General features: G+C 66.4%; 15 protein-coding genes. 8 read left to right on the forward strand and 7 right to left on the reverse strand.

Going from position 1 to position 15,789, the window contains the following annotated elements; all coding sequences use genetic code 11:
- Positions 1-303 precede the first annotated feature (303 nt).
- From KQ304_RS00325 to KQ304_RS00340, 4 genes are all read left to right on the forward strand, one after another.
- The gene (locus KQ304_RS00325; protein WP_259735136.1) at positions 304-1,599 is read left to right on the forward strand and encodes a NupC/NupG family nucleoside CNT transporter; all 1,296 of its coding nucleotides are present in this window, start codon (positions 304-306) and stop codon (positions 1,597-1,599) included.
- Between the two features lie 434 nt (positions 1,600-2,033).
- A complete protein-coding gene (locus KQ304_RS00330) occupies positions 2,034-2,240 on the forward strand; it encodes a DUF3721 domain-containing protein (RefSeq protein WP_259735137.1) in 207 nt (68 codons plus the stop codon).
- Positions 2,241-2,296: 56 nt separating this feature from the next.
- Complete coding sequence (locus tag KQ304_RS00335; protein ID WP_259735138.1) at positions 2,297-2,722, forward strand: hypothetical protein; 426 nt, start codon at positions 2,297-2,299, stop codon at positions 2,720-2,722.
- Between the two features lie 26 nt (positions 2,723-2,748).
- Positions 2,749-3,471: a triacylglycerol lipase gene (locus KQ304_RS00340; RefSeq protein ID WP_259735153.1), complete on the forward strand. Its 723-nt coding sequence runs from the start codon at positions 2,749-2,751 to the stop codon at positions 3,469-3,471.
- Here KQ304_RS00340 and KQ304_RS00345 read toward each other — a convergent pair.
- On the reverse strand, positions 3,426-4,157 hold the full coding sequence (locus KQ304_RS00345) for a polysaccharide deacetylase family protein (RefSeq protein WP_259735139.1): 732 nt from the start codon (positions 4,155-4,157) through the stop codon (positions 3,426-3,428). The genes KQ304_RS00340 and KQ304_RS00345 overlap by 46 nt on opposite strands.
- Positions 4,158-4,205: 48 nt before the next feature.
- Positions 4,206-4,667 carry a cupin domain-containing protein gene (locus KQ304_RS00350; protein WP_259735140.1) on the reverse strand — a complete coding sequence of 154 codons (462 nt, stop codon included), beginning with the start codon at positions 4,665-4,667 and terminating at the stop codon, positions 4,206-4,208.
- Between the two features lie 182 nt (positions 4,668-4,849).
- On the opposite strand from KQ304_RS00350, the gene KQ304_RS00355 reads away from it, so the two are divergent.
- On the forward strand, positions 4,850-7,273 hold the full coding sequence (locus KQ304_RS00355) for a S8 family peptidase (protein ID WP_259735141.1): 2,424 nt from the start codon (positions 4,850-4,852) through the stop codon (positions 7,271-7,273).
- Positions 7,274-7,464: 191 nt separating this feature from the next.
- Positions 7,465-8,577 (forward strand): hypothetical protein, encoded by a 1,113-nt coding sequence (locus tag KQ304_RS00360; protein WP_259735142.1) that lies wholly within the window; start codon positions 7,465-7,467, stop codon positions 8,575-8,577.
- On the opposite strand, the gene KQ304_RS00365 is transcribed toward KQ304_RS00360, so the two are convergent.
- The 3 genes from KQ304_RS00365 to KQ304_RS00375 form a co-directional block, all read right to left on the reverse strand.
- Positions 8,558-9,445 (reverse strand): bile acid:sodium symporter family protein, encoded by an 888-nt coding sequence (locus tag KQ304_RS00365; protein ID WP_259735143.1) that lies wholly within the window; start codon positions 9,443-9,445, stop codon positions 8,558-8,560. The genes KQ304_RS00360 and KQ304_RS00365 overlap by 20 nt on opposite strands.
- A 363-nt stretch (positions 9,446-9,808) precedes the next feature.
- Positions 9,809-10,135 carry a chaperone modulator CbpM gene (locus KQ304_RS00370; protein WP_259735144.1) on the reverse strand — a complete coding sequence of 109 codons (327 nt, stop codon included), beginning with the start codon at positions 10,133-10,135 and terminating at the stop codon, positions 9,809-9,811.
- Entirely contained in the window at positions 10,128-11,042 is a 915-nt protein-coding gene (locus tag KQ304_RS00375) for a DnaJ C-terminal domain-containing protein (protein WP_259735145.1), read from the reverse strand. Before KQ304_RS00375 ends, KQ304_RS00370 begins: the two co-directional genes overlap by 8 nt.
- A gap of 115 nt (positions 11,043-11,157) precedes the next feature.
- Between KQ304_RS00375 and KQ304_RS00380 the strand changes: the two genes are divergently transcribed.
- Entirely contained in the window at positions 11,158-12,852 is a 1,695-nt protein-coding gene (locus KQ304_RS00380) for an ATP-dependent DNA ligase (RefSeq protein WP_259735146.1), read from the forward strand.
- Positions 12,853-12,879: 27 nt separating this feature from the next.
- Complete coding sequence (locus KQ304_RS00385; protein ID WP_259735147.1) at positions 12,880-13,113, forward strand: FeoA family protein; 234 nt, start codon at positions 12,880-12,882, stop codon at positions 13,111-13,113.
- A 28-nt stretch (positions 13,114-13,141) separates the two neighbouring features.
- On the opposite strand, the gene feoB is transcribed toward KQ304_RS00385, so the two are convergent.
- A complete protein-coding gene (feoB, locus tag KQ304_RS00390; RefSeq protein ID WP_259735154.1) occupies positions 13,142-14,944 on the reverse strand; it encodes a ferrous iron transport protein B in 1,803 nt (600 codons plus the stop codon).
- A 139-nt stretch (positions 14,945-15,083) separates the two neighbouring features.
- Complete coding sequence (locus KQ304_RS00395) at positions 15,084-15,458, reverse strand: ferritin-like domain-containing protein (protein ID WP_259735148.1); 375 nt, start codon at positions 15,456-15,458, stop codon at positions 15,084-15,086.
- Between the last annotated feature and the right edge of the window lie 331 nt (positions 15,459-15,789).

Genomic DNA, 15,789 nt, shown 5'->3' on the forward strand with positions numbered 1-15,789 from the left:
TTGCCTAATCTGTTCTTGGCATGCCGCTCATGGCTCTTGGCGACATGAACGGAGGAATGGCATGCCGAAAGGCCTGATTAGGCCTCCAAAACAAGCAAAAGGGCAGAGGCCCGATGAGAGCCCTGCTCAGTCAAATTGCAGTTCAGCGCGGCAGGTTTGAGATCAGCCTCTTCTCAAACTCCTGCTGCCCGAGATTCCTTAGATGCGGGGAGAAGGCGCGTTCAGGTGGTTGTAGCCGCTGCCGGACCTGGAGCCCGATGGGCCATTAGGTTTGCGCCCGTCCGCAGCGGGATGGGAAGAGCCATGCTCTGGCAAGCCGTACGAGGCAGCCTGGGAATCCTGCTGCTGCTCCTGGTGGCATGGCTCTTCTCCCAGGATCGGCGGGCCACGCCGTGGCGGCTGATCGGGGTGGCCATGGCCACCCAGCTGGGCCTCGGCCTGCTGCTGTTCCATGCGGCGATCGGACGGTTGGTGTTCTCCTGGCTGAACGGAGCCGTGGTGGCGCTGCTGGCCCCGGCCCGCACGGCGGCGGAATTCGTGTTCGGTCCGCTGGCAGTGCCCGGCGGGGAAGAGGGCAGCCTCGGCCTGATCCTGGCCTTCCAGGCTTTCCCGATCGCGATCTTCTTCTCAGCCCTCACGGCCCTGCTGTACCACCTGGGGGTGATGCAGCGGGTGATCCATGGCCTGGCCCGCTTTTTCCGCCGCAGCCTGGGAATCACGGGGGTGGAGGCCACTGCGGCCGCCAGCAATGTGTTCGTGGGGATCGAATCGATGCTCACGATCCGGCCCTATCTGGCCACGGCCCGGCCCCATGAGCTCGCCGTGGTGCTCACAGCGGGGATGGCCACCATTGCCAGCACCATGCTGGGGCTCTATGTGGGGGTGCTGCAACCCCACTTTCCTGGCATTGCCGGCCACCTGATCACCGCCAATCTGCTGAGTGCACCGGCGGCGGTGATGATGGCGCGCATCCTGGTGCCCGAGCCCCAGCCGCAGCAGCAGCCGCAGCCGCCGCAGGGGCTGCTGCCGGTGCTGGTGGAGGCTGACCGCTGCGGCAGCAGCGTGGAGGCCATCACCCAGGGAGCCAACGATGGCCTGAAGCTGGCGCTGGGAATCACCGCCGTGCTGATCGCCTTCGTGGGACTGCTCACCCTGGCCAACACTGGCATCGGCTGGCTCGGCAGCTGGGTCGGCCAGCCCCAGGTCACCCTGCAATCCCTGCTGGCCTGGGTGTTTGTTCCCTTTGTGTGGATGATCGGCGTGCCCTCTGCCGACGCGCTGGCCGCCTCTGAACTGCTGGCTCTGCGCCTGGTGGCGACGGAGGTGCCGTCGTTCGTGAGCCTGGCCGCCAGCCTCGAGGCCGGCACATGGAGCGATCCGCGCTCGGTGGTGATCCTCTCCTACGCGCTCTGCGGCTTTGCCCACCTTCCCTCGCTGGGGATTTTTGTGGGGGGATTGTGTGCCCTGGCCCCGGAGCAGAAGGGCGTGGTGGGCAAGCTGGCCTGGCGGGCGCTGCTGGCTGCCACGTTGGCCTGCCTGCTCACGGGAGCCGTGGCGGGGCTGCTGGGGGGATTCACGGGGTTTTCGCTCACGCCCTGAGGCTGGAGTGGGCCGGTGGGCCTGGCCTGCCGCCGTCAACGCAGAGCAGGCGCCAGCACCAACGCCGCCAGCCTCGCCGGGATTACCGCAGAGATTCATGGCCACGCCATCGCGAAACTCGACTGGATCTGGCCCAAGCACGAGCCTCAGCCCATCGATCCAGCCGGCGGAACTCACAGGCCGCCCCTGACACCAGTCGATGAGTGGACTGTCCGAATAAGTCAGAAACAAAGGACTGTTGCGGCTTCTATCTTGACGCCTCAGGGAATATCGCTTCATCCCGAGGAATTCGCCGATCATCTAGATCAACCAGGCCAACATAGCGATCAGCGCAACACTTCCATCGCCCCATCTGCCATGATGGCTATCCTCCATCCTCAGCCATGATCCGTCCACGGCATCGATTGAGATCGTTCACAGCCATCACCTGCCTGATGGCAGCCATCGCTGGCTTACCCTCCCAGGCTCAGCCTGCAGGCGCAGGAGCCCAGAGGGCCATCTTCAACACCAGGGCGGAAGCTGAGGCGGCCGCCAAGGCATTCAACTGTCAGGGAGCCCACAAGATGGGCCAGCAATGGATGCCCTGTGCCAGCCATGGTGAGGCAACCGGAAGCCAGTCCCATCCAGCTGGACATCACTGATGCCAGTTGAACTTCCCCCCGATTCTCCATCCATACCTGCACCCACACCCGCGCCGATGGGTTGTGGTGGTAAGCCCAAGATTCTGGCCATCGGCATTGCGCCGCTGGGCATCATTTCCATCGGCATTGTTCCCATGGGCGTGATCAGCATCGGCATCGTGCCGATGGGCGTGCTGAGCATCGGGGCTGTGGCGATGGGGGTGATCAATGCCTCCGTGGTGGGGATGGGCGTGCTGATCGCTGGTGTGAATGTGATGGGGGTGTGGTGGGCTGGCGTTGAAGGCATGGGGCCCTACCGATTGGGGGGCCAGAGCGCCCAGGTTCATCACCATCACCAGGGCGCTGGCAACCAAGGCGGGAAGAACATCTACGCCTACCCCAGCCGCGAAACCGCTGAGCAGAAAGCCAAGGAGCTCGGCTGCGAAGGCGTCCATGCCATGGGCTCCCTCTGGATGCCCTGCAGCGAGCACCCAGAGAACTGAATCACCAGCCCGGCACCATGAAGCCCATGCCCGCCCAGCCGATCGTGATCCTCGGGGGCTTCCTGATCAGCCCCGAGGCCTACAACCCGATGCGGGCCCGGCTTGAGCAATTGAGTGGTCAACCGGTGCAGCTGGTGGCGGTGGGCAAACCCGAATGGCTGCTCACCGTGTTCGCCTTCGCCTGGGCCCGCATCCTGGATCGGGTCGCCAGCAGCGTGGCCGAGCTGGCCGCCCGCTCCCCCACCGGCCGCGTCACCTTGGTGGGCCACAGCTCCGGCGGGATCATGCTGCGGCTGTTCCTGGATGACGCCCCATTCCAGGGCCGCCGCTACAACGGCAAGGCCCTGGCCGACACGCTGGTGATGCTGGGCAGTCCCCACACTGCGCTCAAGGCCACGCTGCTGCGTCAGATGGTGCAGCGGCGCCTGCCGGGATCAGCCTTCGCCGATCGGGTTCGTTATGTCTCCGTAGCGGGCGACCTCGATCTGCGAGGTGCCACCCCGATGGCCCAGCGCCTGGCACCCACCGCTCACCGCAACAGCAGCGGCATTGACGACGATCGCGGTGATGGCCTGGTGCCGGTGCCCTCAGCTCTGCTGGAGGGCTCCACGCCGCTGGTGTTGCCGGGGGTGGCCCACGGCGGCGCCTTCGGGCCCAGCTGGTACGGCAGCCCCGAAGTGGTGGAGCGCTGGTGGCCCCTGGTTCAGGAGGCTGGATCGAGCAACTCCCCGAGCGGCACGAAGCGGTAGCCGCGCCGGCGCAGCTCGGGCACGATCCAGCGCAGGCTCTCCAGGGTGCGGCCGCTCAGGGCTGGCGTGTCATGCAGCACCAGAATGCCGCCGGGGTGGGCGTTGAGGCGCACGAACCAGCGCACGAACCACAGCGGTGGGCGGAAGGTGTCCCAGGGAAAGATCGAGCCCAGCACCAGCTGGTAGCGGCGTGACGCGAGCCGCTGGAGCATGGCCCCATGGAACCAGCCCTGACCAGGGCGGAACCAGCGCCAGGTGAGTGACTCAGGAGCAGCGGCCCGCTCGATCAGCCTTTCGGTGTCGTGGAGCTCCTGCCAAAAGGGGGCCTCCGCCAGCTCGGCGGCGCAGGCATCGCGCCAGAGGTGGTTGCCCAGGTCGTGGCCCTTCTGCAGGGCCAGGCGTGGGAAGGCGGGGTCGCGCTCCAGGTGGGAGCCGATCAGGAAGAAGGTGGCCGGCACGCCGAGCTCCTGGAGCAGCGCAAGCAGGGCCTGGGATCCAGAGCCGCTGGGGCCGTCGTCGATGCTGAGGGCCAGCCGCTTCTGCCCGCCTGGCCCGCAGAACACCACTGCTGGGTTGAGGGGGGCGAGCAGGGCGCGGATCAACAGCGAGGGCACCAGCGCCAGAAGCACCAGCGCAGCAAGGGTGAGCAACAGCCCCCCCAGGCCCAGGGCGACATGGAACAACAAGGGAATGCGCCTCGGCTCAGCGTCCATCCTCGCCAGCCGGCCAGGGGTTCAGGTCAGCACCCCGTAGGACCGCCAGAGCTCCTCAACAAGGGAGGCGGCAGCGGCCGGATCGAGGCCGGGGTGGTCGCGGAACACCTGCTGGACATCGAGGAAGAACTGCTCCAGCCCCGCCGGCACGAACACATAGAGCATGCGGGCCGGAGCCGGATCCGGGTTGCTCCAGGTGAAGGCACAGTGCTCAGGAAGATGCAGCACGGTGCCGGCCTGGGCGTCGACCACCTGATCATCGAGCTGATAACGGATTCGACCGCTCAGAATATAGATCGCCTGGGTTTCTCTGGTGCGCCAATGCATCCGCTGCGGCGCGGCAAATGCCGGGGCCACGTTGTATTCCAGCAAGGCCAGACGCCCGCCGGTGGCGGCAGAGTCGAGCTTGATCGTGAGGCTGCTGGCGCCCAGGGGAACGGTGAGGCCCGCACCCGGTGCCACCACCAGCGGCTGATGCGTCATGCCCTGATCCCCCCAGCTGGCTGGACCGCACTGGAGGGCTGATCCCGGCCATCGCGCAGCCCCAGGCCCAGCGAGAGTTCGCGAAGAACGGTGACACCGGCGCGGGCCGCAGGTTGCCGAGGTGGAGTCGGGCTAGAGCGGGAGGGGCGGCAGCAACGGCCCGATCCCTTTCCCCCGAAGCCATGACCGCCCCCAAAAAGCCCGCCGCCCGCAGCCGCAGCACCGGCTCCCGCAGCACTGACGCAGGCAACACCTCTTCCCGCGACGCCTCCACCAGCAGCAGCGCCGCCCGCACGGTGGTCTATTGCCACGGCATCTCGAACATGCCCCCGGAGCCGGAGCTGCGCTCGGAGTGGGACCGGGCCCTGTTCGGCGCCGACCAGGGGGAGCGCACCCGCATGGCCTACTGGGTCGATCGGGAGCGCTATCCCCGCCCGGCTGGCGTGTCCACCCGAGCGCTGGAGGAGGAGCGCTCCCTGTTGCCGCCGCAGGCCGAGGCGCTGCTGGCGGCATCGATCGAGGGCAGCGACTCCCCGGCCGAATCCGCCGCCTTCGTGGAGGCGATGACCGAGCAGCTCAACAACGCCGCCCTCAAGGCCGCCCGCGCTGGGGCACCGATGGGAGGAGCCGCCGCCCTGTCGGTGGAGGCCAAGGGGTTGTGGAGTCCGGTCACGGCCCTGTTCACCCGGGCCTTCCTGGCCGATGTCAACGACTTCCTCTTCAACGAGGCCAAGCGCAGCCGCATGGTGCAGACGGTGAAGGAGCGCCTGGTCACCGGCGGCGGCCCCTTCGTGGTGATCGGCCACAGCCAGGGCAGCATGGTCACCTACCAGGCCCTGGTGGAGCTGGCCCAGGAGCGCCCCGAGCTGGACGTGGCCCTTTTCCTCACCATCGGCTCGCCCCTGGGGCTGCCCCAGGTGACCGACTTGCTCCACAAGTGGCACGGCAAGACGCTGCCGATCCCCGCCGCCGTGGCCCGCTGGGTGAACATCGCCCAGGACGGCGACATCGTCTGCCTGGATCAATCCCTGGCCGATGAATACAGCGCTGCGGGCCAACCTGCCGTGCTGGATGAGCGGGTGGAGGGCCTGGTGTGGCCGCCCAGCAAGGCCCACGCCGCCGACCGCTACCTGAGCCGCCGGGACACCCAGATCACGGTGATGGGGGCGGTGGACCGCGCCCGCTTCCAGCCGGTGAGCCCGGTCACGGTGGCGCGCAACCTGGCCGATTCCCTCGATGCCGATGCTCTGGCACGGGTGCCGGTGCTGATCGAGCTGGTGGACCGCAGCGCCCTGGCCGGCAGCACCGCCGCCGTGGCAGCAGGCCAGGACAGTTCCCTCGACAGCGCCAGAGACACGGTGCTGAGGTGGATCCACGACCACGTGCTCCAGGGCCCGATCAGCGCCGACACGGTGCATCTGGAAGACCAGCTCGATCGCTACGTGGCGCTGAACCTCACCCGTGCCGAGGTGGAAAGCATGGCCGCCGCGCTCAGCCAGCACTACGGCGCCGCCTCACCAGCGGTGTACCGGATGTTCAACAACAGCAAGAAGAAGGCCCTGATCCGCGAGTCGATCCACACCGTGCAGGCCCGCACCGCCCAGCTGGGCTACAACGCCTATGGCCAGGGGATCACCTGGGCCGTGCTCGACACCGGCATCGACCGCCGCCATCCCCATTTCCACAACCCGGCCTTCGCGCCCGAGGGAACCATCGCCGCCGAGTGGGACTGCACTGAGCGGGGAGCCGTGCAGCCCGGCAGCGGCAACGACGTCAACGGCCATGGCACCCATGTGGCCGGCGTGATCGCCGGCGGGCTGCAGGCGGTGGGCGGCCCGACGGGGCCCGACCTGCTGGCGATGGCGCCGAAGGCTCGCCTGGTGATCTACAAGGTGCTGGCCGACAACGGCAGCGGCTACGACGCCTGGATCCTCAAGGCCATCGACCACATCTGGCAGCAGAACCAGAGCAGCCGGCGCCTGGTGATCCAGGGGGTGAACCTGAGCCTGGGGGGCGCCTTCGATCCGGCCAGCTTCGGCTGCGGTGATTCGCCCCTGTGCGCCTCGCTGCTGCGGCTGGTGCGCCAGGGGGTGCTGGTGGTGCTGGCGGCGGGCAACGAGGGCAGCGGCGACATCGTGGTGGATGGCACCAGCTCCACCCGCTCCTTCGACCTCTCAATCGGCGACCCCGCCAACCTGGAGGAGGCGATCGCCGTGGGCTCGGTTCACCCGACGCTGCCGCACCGCTACGGCACCTCCTATTTCTCCTCCCGCGGCCCCACCGCCGACGGCCGCCTCAAGCCGGATCTGGTGGGCCCGGGTGAGCGGATCCTCTCCTGCCGCAGCAGCAGCGACCCCGCCCGCAGCCCCGATCGCGACCCGGATCAGAGCCTCGATGAGCTCTACATCGCCCTCTCGGGCACCAGCATGGCGGCGCCCCACATCTCCGGGGTGCTGGCCGCCTTCCTCTCGGTGCGCCCGGAGTTCAGCGGCTATCCCGAGCGCGTCAAGCAGATCCTGCTGGAGCACTGCACCGACCTCAGGCGCGACCGCTACCACCAGGGCGCCGGGCTGCCCAACCTCTCCAAGATGCTGCTGGAAACATAAAGGAGCCAGGTAATCACTGATAGATTTCTGAGCAGAATAGGCACGAGATCGGGCCGTCTCAAGCCACAGCAAGAGCGCAAAGACATGACCGCCATCATTCATCAGACCAGGGAGATCATGTTCTTCAGTTTGTTTTAAGAATCGTTGGCCTGTAGGTTATTGGAATCCATCCTGTTCTGGCGCCTCCCTCCATGCTCCACGTTGACATCCCCACCCGCGCTGAAATCCAGGCGCTGATGCTCAATCACGGCCCGGCACGGGTGAGCCTGGTGCTGCCCACCACGCCGATGACCCAGGAGGCCCAGGCCGACCGCATCGCCCTCAAGAACCTGACGGGTGAAGCCCTCGAGCAGTTGGCCGCCCGCGACAAGCGCGAGGTGCTGGCCATCGAGGAGCTCCTCCATGACCTCATCGACGACGATGACTTCTGGGAGGTCCAGGCCAACAGCCTCGCCGTCTTCGTGTCCCCCGACGGCCTGCGCAGCTTCCGCCTGCCCAACCACCTGAAATCCGCCGTGGAGGTCAGCGACCGTTTCCACGTCCAGCCGCTGCTGCGTACGGTCACCGTGCCCCAGTCGGCCTACGTGCTGGCCCTGGCCCAGAACAGTGTGCGGCTGGTGGGCGTGTCATCCGACCTGCCGGCGGTGGAACTGAAGCTGAACGGCATGCCCAGGGATGTGGCTGGCGCCGCGCGCAAGTCGTCGATCAAGGACCGTTCACCCAGTGGCCGTCTCCAGGGCTCCGAAGGCATGAAGGTGCGCCAGGCCCAGTACGCCCGCAAGATCGATCAGGCCCTGCGGGGGCTGCTGGTGGGCCAGGAGACCCCGTTGATCCTGGCGGCCACCGAACCGATGCAATCGATCTACCGCGAGATTCAGTCGTATCCCCACCTGGCGGGCACCGCGATCCTGCACAACCCCGAGGTGCAGAGCGATGACGAGCTGGCGGCCAACGCCCGCACCATCCTCGATGAGCTCTTCCGCGCTGAACTCGCTGAAATCCAGTCGCTGTACACGCTGCGCTCCAGCCAGGGGCGCACCACAGCCGATCTGGCCCAGGCGTCCCGCGCAGCCACCTACGGCGCCATTCAACTGCTGCTGATCGACATCGACGATGTCACCCCCGGCACGATCGATGAGGAGGGAGCCGTGACCTTCGCTGATGCTCCCAGCGCCAGCAGCTACGGCCTCGTCGATGAAATCGCCAGCCGCGCCCTGGTGATGGGCGCCAAGGTGATGGGCGTGCGCAAGGGTGATATCCCCGGCGAAGGCAGCCTGGCGGCGATCATGCGCTACCCGTTCTGAGGGTGGCTGCACGGGTAGCTCGCCGGCCGTAGAGCACCACTGCGAAACCGGTGCCATACATCAGCAGGCTGTAAAGGGCGGCGGGGATCGCCATTTCAGCGTTGTTGAGCAGGCCGGCGGTGATGGCGATCGCCAGGGTTCCGTTCTGGAGCCCCACCTCGATCGCCACACAGATCTGCTGGGCCAGCGGCAGCTTGAACAGCCTGCCGGTCGCCAATCCTGCTGCCATCGCCAGCAGGTTGAGCAGGAGAACGCCGCTTCCCACCTGCACGACAAAGCCTGGCAACTTGCTGCCCTCACGCAGCAGCAACAGGCCGATGATCAGCGCCAGCAGACCCACCGCCAGGCGGCTCATCGGTTTCTCCAGCCGGCTGGCGCCCCGGGGAAACCGCTGGCGCAGCACCATCCCCAACGCGATCGGCAGCAGGGTGATCAGGAGAATCTGCAGCAGGCTGGATCCGATCGGCAGCACGATCGTCGTGCTGCGTCCCAGGATCATCTGGAGCACCAGGTTGGTGAGGAACGGAATGGTCAGAACGCTCAGCACACTGTTGATCGCCGTGAGCGTCACCGAAAGGGCCACATCGCCTCGGGCCAGATAGGTGAGCACATTCGAAGACGGCCCCCCCGGGCAGAGGGCCAGCACCATTAACCCCACCGCCAGGTCCGGCTGCAGCGGAACAACCCTGACGATCAGCAGCCCGATCAGCGGCAACAGCAGCATCTGGCCGACCAGTCCAACCGCCACCGCCCTGGGATAGCGCCTGACCCGCCTGAAATCCGCCGGCACCAGGCTCAGCCCCATGCCCAGCATGACCACCGCCAGGGCCAGCGGCAGCAGAACAGCGGTGACAATCGTGCTCTGCATCAGCAAGCCAACAGGAGACGAGGAAGGATTTCATCCGCCCGGAAGCGAACTCTCACCATGGCGGATGCCGTTGTTGAAATCGTCAGATGGCGCCGGCAATCCAGCGGCGACGCGCCTGACGCCCATGGCGGCCCACCAAGGGAGGCGGGCAGTCCCGGCCGTGCGCAGGTTCGAAAAGGAATCCGTTCACAGCCACGCAAGGGTCACCCTGCAGCAGTGTGGAGGGGGACAGGCCCGAACCATCGCCCGCGCGACAGTTCTGTGGCCACGGCTGATCCCAGACGGAGGATCTCGTCGTTGAACAGATCAAAGATGGCTTTCTGCAGATCCTCGAACCGCTCGAGTTGATCGAGCACCCAGGCCTCAACGGGGCAGCAGACACTCCAGTTCGCGCAACCGCTGCTCCAGCGCCTCAATCTTCTCCAGGTAGGTGAGGGCCAGGGCCATGCCGGGGGGATTGAGCCCGAACGAATCGCGAAGCTTCACCACCCGCCGCGCCTGGTGCACCGCCCGCGCCTGGAAGATCCAGCCCGTGCTGCCCTCGCTGATCTGCAGCACGCCGAACTCCACCAGTTCCACCAGCTCCTCATAGGCAAGGCCGGACGCCGCCAGCAACTCCGCTGATTCCACCGGCATGTCGCCGTCGGCGGGAATCAGGAGATCCTCGGGGATCAGACGATCGTCATCCATCGCTCGACCCTCCAGCGAAGTGCGGACGGGGTTGAAACGAGGAAGCCTCCGCCAGCTCACGATAGAGCTCCTGTTCCCGCTCACTGATCGGCGTGGGCATCACGATCCGCAGCACCGCGTAGAGATCACCGGCGCCCTCGCCCCGCTGGCGCAGCCCCTTTCCGGCCAGCCGCAGTTTCTGACCCGCCTGCGCCCCCGGCTTCACCGTCACCCGCACGCGGCCATCGAGGCTGGGCAGCTCGATCTGGGCACCGAGGGCCGCCTCCGAAGGGGTCAGCGGCAGTTCCAGGTAGAGGTCATGGCCCACCGGCCTGAACAGCGGGTGCGGCTGCAGCTGGATGTGCAGGTACACATCCCCGGCGGGGCCACCGCCGCTGCCGGGGCCACCGCGAGCGGGAATGCGCAACCGCTCGCCGTCGGTGACACCCACCGGCACACGGATGCGCACGTTGCCGCCCGGCCGCTCCAGGGTCACCTGGGTGCCGCTGGACACCTCATCGAGCGAGAGCCGCGCCACGGCCTCCACGTCCTGGCCACGGATCGGGAAGTCGACGCCTGCCGCCTGGCGCCGCCGCTGGGAACTGCGGAATCCCATCTGCTCGAACAGCTCGGAGAGGTCCACCTCCTGCTGGCTCGGGCCTGTGGAGAAGCGGGTCTCCCAGTCCGGCGGCGGTCGGAAGTCCTCACCGGGGTTATGGCGGCCCAGGTCGTCGTAAGCCTGGCGTTTCTCCGGATCGGAGAGGGTCTGGTAGGCCTCGCTGATCTCCTTGAAGCGCTCCTCGGCGCCCTCCTCCTTGGAGATGTCGGGGTGGCACTGGCGGGCCAGGCGTCGGTAGGCCTTCTTGATCTCCTCGGCACTCGCTCCCCGCTCGATGGCGAGGGTCTCGTAGTAGTCCTTGAACTTCATCGGACTGTCGCGGCGGCAGGGCCCAGGGCCTTGGCTCCATCCTCCCGCGCCCGCGGGGCAGCGATCGGCCACGGGGCTTGCCAGGGTGAGGGCTGAACCGCTCCAGCGGCCGCCCATGCGCCACTTCTGCGCCCTCTATGAGCAGCTCGATGGCAGCCCCGGCACCGGCGCGCGGGTGGCGGCGCTAGAGGCCTACCTGGGGGCGGTGGATCCAGCCGATGGGGCCTGGGCGCTGAGCCTGCTGCTGGGCCAACGGCGGCGGCGGCTGATCACCGGCCGGCGCCTGCGTGAGATTGCCCTGGCCGCCTCCGGCCTGCCCGCATGGCTCTTCGACGACTGCCACGCCCAGGTGGGCGACAGCGCCGAGACGATCGCGCTGCTGCTGCCGCAGCTGGCCCTGCCCGAGGCCGAGCCGATCGAGCGGTCCCTGGCGGAGTGGATGGGCCAGCGGCTGCCGGCGATCGCGGCCCTGGAGCCCGCCGCCCAGGCCGAGGCCGTGCTCGGCGCCTGGGCCAGCCTGCCGCCGGGTCAGGCCTTCCTGTTCAACAAGCTGCTCAGCGGGGGGCTGCGGGTGGGCGTGTCCACCGGCCTGGTGACCCGGGCCCTGGCGCGGCTGGCGGGGCTGGAGGAGGCCGAGATCGCCCAGCGGCTGATGGGGGGTCTCGAGCCCACAGCCAAGGCCTTCAGCGCCCTGCTCGCCCCGGCCGCGGCTGGGGCTGAGGTGCCGGCGAGCCGCCCCTATCCCTTCTTCCTGGCCAGCCCCCTCGATCCGGCGCAGCTGCAGGGCTGGGATCCGGCCCAGTGGCGGGCGGAGTGGAAATGGGACGGGATCCGCGGCCAGCTGATCCGCCGCGCCGGCAGCAGTTTTCTCTGGAGCCGCGGCGAGGAGCTGGTGAACGAGAGCTTTCCTGAGCTGGTGAGCCTGGGGGAGGCCCTGCCGGAGGGCACGGTGCTCGATGGGGAGGTGATCGTCTGGGAGAACGGCGAAGAGCGGCCCCAGGGCTTTGCCGCCCTGCAGCGGCGGCTGGGGCGCAGGAGCGTGGGGGCCAGCCTGCGCCGCCAGTGCCCGGTGGCCTTCGTGGCCTACGACCTGCTCGAAGCCGCCGGCGCCGACCGGCGCGAGGAACCCCTGCAGCAGCGCCTGCAGCGGCTGGAGGCCCTGGTCGCCGCAGTGGCCGAGGGCGACCACGCCGAACGGCAGCGGCTGCGGCTCTCGGCGGGACTGGCCCTGGGCGATTGGCAGGAGCTGGAGCAGCAGCGCGGCCGTGCCCGCGAGCGGGGCGCCGAGGGGCTGATGCTCAAGCGGCTGGCGTCGCCCTACCGCTCCGGCCGCCGCCGCGGCGACTGGTGGAAGCACAAGCTCGAACCGCTTCACCTCGATGCCGTGCTGCTCTACGCCCAGGCCGGCAGCGGCCGCCGCGCCAACCTCCACACCGACTACACCTTCGCCCTCTGGAGCCACCCGCCGGGGAGCACCAGCCCCGGCGAGCCCCAGCTGATGACCTTCGCCAAGGCCTACTCCGGCCTCAATGATGCCGAGATCACGGAGCTCGACCGCTGGATCCGCCGCCACACCACCGAGCGCTTCGGGCCGGTGCGGGCGGTGGAGCCCCTGCTGGTGTTCGAGCTGGCCTTCGAAGGCCTGCAAGCCTCGAAACGCCACAAGAGCGGCCTGGCGGTGCGCTTCCCGCGCATCGCCCGCTGGCGCCGCGACAAACCGGCGGCGGAGGCCGACAGCCTTGAGAGTGCTCTGGACTTGATGCGTGACGTGGAGGCCAGACCAGGATCTGGGGCTACGAATCAAGGTTAGAATAGATGAATCATTCGAACCATCATCGTGCCACTGAGCCTGGTTGCGGAAGGACAGATCGTTTGCATCAACAGCTTGCCCATGCATGCGGATCTGCAGCGGCGTCTTCGGGCCATGGGCATCAAGCCCGGAGCCAATGTTGAGGTGCTGCGGCGGGGGCGACCAGGCGGAATTCTGCATGTGGCCAGCGGCATGGTCGAATTCATGCTCAGGCATGAGCAAGCCACACAGATTGAAGTCACCCCTGTGGCCAGGCCCTGAAGCCAGCCCCCCATAGCCAGCACTTGCGTCAGGCGATCAGGCGGCCGCCCTGATAAACGAGCAGGGCTGCAGTCCAGGCCAGAAGCAAAGACCAGACCACAGACAAAAGCACAAAGTTTCGGCTCTTCGACTCCTGCAGCTGGGCGGCCAGCGTCCCCAGACAGGGTGTATAAAGCAACACAAACGTCATGAAACTGAGCGACTGAATCGGAGTGATGAAAGCCGCCATCGCATCGCCCAGTCCTGACTCGTTTGACCTGTAGATCACCGCCATGGCACCAAGGAGAATCTCCTTGGCAATGAAGCCAAAAAAGAGCGACACTGTGAGCTCAGGGCTCATGCCGATCGGGCCCAGCACCGGCTGAAAGAAGCGGCCGATGTCTGCCGCCCAGGTCTCCCCTGATGCCTCTGCAGCACCAACGGGAAAGTTGGTGAGCAACCAGATGGCGGCCGCTCCCACAATGATGAACACACGGGTCGTGACCAGAAAATTCAGCATGGCCGACCAGCCACGCTGCACCACGGTGAGCAAGCTGGGGGTCCGGTAGGGAGGAAGTTCCAGCGCAAAGGCCTCCTCGCTTGGGTAGACGCGCTTGAAGATCAGGCCGGTGATCACTGCAGCCAGAAAACTCATCAGATAGAAGCTGAACAAAACCAGCCCAGGAGCCCACCATGGCCTGGGGAAGAACACAGCTGCCATGAACAGAAATACGGTGAGGCGAGCCTGGCAGAGTGCAAAGGGAATGCATAACATCGCCAACAGGCGCATCCCTCGATCTCTGATCACACGGGTGCCCATGATCGAAGGAACATTGCAACCAAAGCCCATCACCTGCAGCACAAAGGCTCGGCCGTCAAGCCCCAGCCAACGCATGAAGCCATCCATCAGAAATGCCGCCCTCGGCAAATATCCAGAATCCTCAATAATGGCCAACAGGATATAAAAGAGAAAAATCAATGGCAAGAAGGTGGCCACCGTGCTGACCCCCAGCCAGAGGCCATCCACCACCAGACCTTGAAGCAGAGGCGGCGTGTTGATCAGAAGCAGCCCCGGCTCCAGCAGATTGCCCTGCACCCACTCCAGGCCACTCCCAAGCAGCTCCTGCAGAGGAGTCGACACCAGGTAGAGCGCCTGGAAAACCGCCAGCACCAGGCCGAGAAACAACAGCAGACCCACCACCGGATGGAGCAGAACTCGGTCCAGCAGCCGCGTGCGTTGATTCTGCAGTCGCGCCGGCAGCCGCACATGACTCGCCAGCAGGTCCTGCTGGCGCTGCTCTGAATCCTCAGGCTCCAGGTTGAGCTCATATCCAGCGGGCCGCCTGGGCTCAGCCTCGTGGCCAGCAGCAGAGCCGGGCAGCGATTCGCCCAGATGATGCAGCTCATCAAGGAGCTGATTCATACCCCTGTTGCGCTTGGCACTCACCGCCACCACAGGAATTCCCAGTGCAGCGGCGATCTTTTCATGATCAATTTCAATGCCAAAATGATCGGCTTCATCACTCATGTTGAGCGCAGCAACCACAGGCAGCCCGATGGCCTGAATCTGCAGCAAAAACTGCAGCTGATGACTGATCTGACTGGCATTGATCACCACCAGCAGCAGATCGGGGGTGGAGTTACGCATCACACGCTGAACCACAGCCTCATCTTCACTGCTGCCGGTGAGGTCGTGAATGCCGGGTAAATCCAGCAGTTCATAGGCATGGCCCAGACGGTCGGAAGGCAGCGCACCCCTCATCAACTCCACCGTGAGACCTGGCCAGTTGGCAATCTGCGCACGGCCGCCCGTCAGACGATTGAAGAGCGTTGATTTACCGGTGTTGGGCATCCCCAGCAGCGCCACCTTGTAGCTGCTCTGGTTGGATGGTCTGAGCGATCCAGGCCTGGAATGGCACGACCGACGACTTCCGCACGTCGTGCAGTGGCTGGAGCTGCCGGTGGGGTCCGAATCAATGCCAATCACCCGATCAGGCCTCAGCGAATCCACTCAGACCACACTTGATGTGGCTGAGGGCTGTACCTTCCAGGAACTGCTGGTTCAGCAGCAACAGCGCAGCACTGTTGTCACCGGCAAGCCTCAGCCGTTTGCAGACGAAGCGAGCCTCAGCCTCCCCCTGCAGCGGCTCGCCCACCGTGGGCAGTTCCACTTCGGCATCGCTGTCCACCAGATAGGCGATCAGGCGAGATGCATGCTGTCGCTCTTCATAACTCCTGGTGAGCCTGTCAGTGGAGAACCCGGCCAGATCGTTCTCGCGCAGCCAGATGGACATCGCCAGGTAGGTGTGGCTGGCCTGGAATTCCGAAGCCAGGTGATCGTTGATCGCCCGGGTGCGTTCATTCATGACAGCAGCCGCATTGACTCTCCTGATCCTGAGCCATTGGTCATTGCCCTCTGAGCCGATGACACGGCCCGGTGTGATCGATGGCACAGATGCAGCACTCGCCCGGCACTTGAGGTGTGAACCGAGCTGGTCCCTAGCCTGAACAATCCTGCGACCGGCCGCTGTGGGCTGCTCCAGCAGGCCTTCTCACCACCCTGACTGCCCGACACTTCTCAATTGAGACAGTCATGCGACCGCCAGCTGCGCTGTTGGGTTTGGCAGTGGCGGCAGTTCCACCCGCGTGAACCAGGGCTGTTTCTGCCGCCGCTGCACGCCGCGGCTGGGAATGCAA

This window comes from Synechococcus sp. CS-1329, assembly GCF_025128055.1.
GTDB lineage: Bacteria > Cyanobacteriota > Cyanobacteriia > PCC-6307 > Cyanobiaceae > Regnicoccus_A.

Bases quoted from the DNA above. Each gene is read 5' to 3' on its own strand.
- KQ304_RS00325 (WP_259735136.1), top strand. From the start codon at position 304: ATGCTCTGGCAAGCCGTACGAGGCAGCCTGGGAATCCTGCTGCTGCTC.
- KQ304_RS00330 (WP_259735137.1), top strand. From the start codon at position 2,034: ATGGCAGCCATCGCTGGCTTACCCTCCCAGGCTCAGCCTGCAGGCGCA.
- KQ304_RS00335 (WP_259735138.1), top strand. From the start codon at position 2,297: ATGGGTTGTGGTGGTAAGCCCAAGATTCTGGCCATCGGCATTGCGCCG.
- KQ304_RS00340 (WP_259735153.1), top strand. From the start codon at position 2,749: ATGCCCGCCCAGCCGATCGTGATCCTCGGGGGCTTCCTGATCAGCCCC.
- KQ304_RS00350 (WP_259735140.1), bottom strand. From the start codon at position 4,667: ATGACGCATCAGCCGCTGGTGGTGGCACCGGGTGCGGGCCTCACCGTT.
- KQ304_RS00355 (WP_259735141.1), top strand. From the start codon at position 4,850: ATGACCGCCCCCAAAAAGCCCGCCGCCCGCAGCCGCAGCACCGGCTCC.
- KQ304_RS00360 (WP_259735142.1), top strand. From the start codon at position 7,465: ATGCTCCACGTTGACATCCCCACCCGCGCTGAAATCCAGGCGCTGATG.
- KQ304_RS00365 (WP_259735143.1), bottom strand. From the start codon at position 9,445: ATGCAGAGCACGATTGTCACCGCTGTTCTGCTGCCGCTGGCCCTGGCG.
- KQ304_RS00370 (WP_259735144.1), bottom strand. From the start codon at position 10,135: ATGGATGACGATCGTCTGATCCCCGAGGATCTCCTGATTCCCGCCGAC.
- KQ304_RS00375 (WP_259735145.1), bottom strand. From the start codon at position 11,042: ATGAAGTTCAAGGACTACTACGAGACCCTCGCCATCGAGCGGGGAGCG.
- KQ304_RS00380 (WP_259735146.1), top strand. From the start codon at position 11,158: ATGCGCCACTTCTGCGCCCTCTATGAGCAGCTCGATGGCAGCCCCGGC.
- feoB (WP_259735154.1), bottom strand. From the start codon at position 14,944: ATGCCCAACACCGGTAAATCAACGCTCTTCAATCGTCTGACGGGCGGC.
- KQ304_RS00395 (WP_259735148.1), bottom strand. From the start codon at position 15,458: ATGAATGAACGCACCCGGGCGATCAACGATCACCTGGCTTCGGAATTC.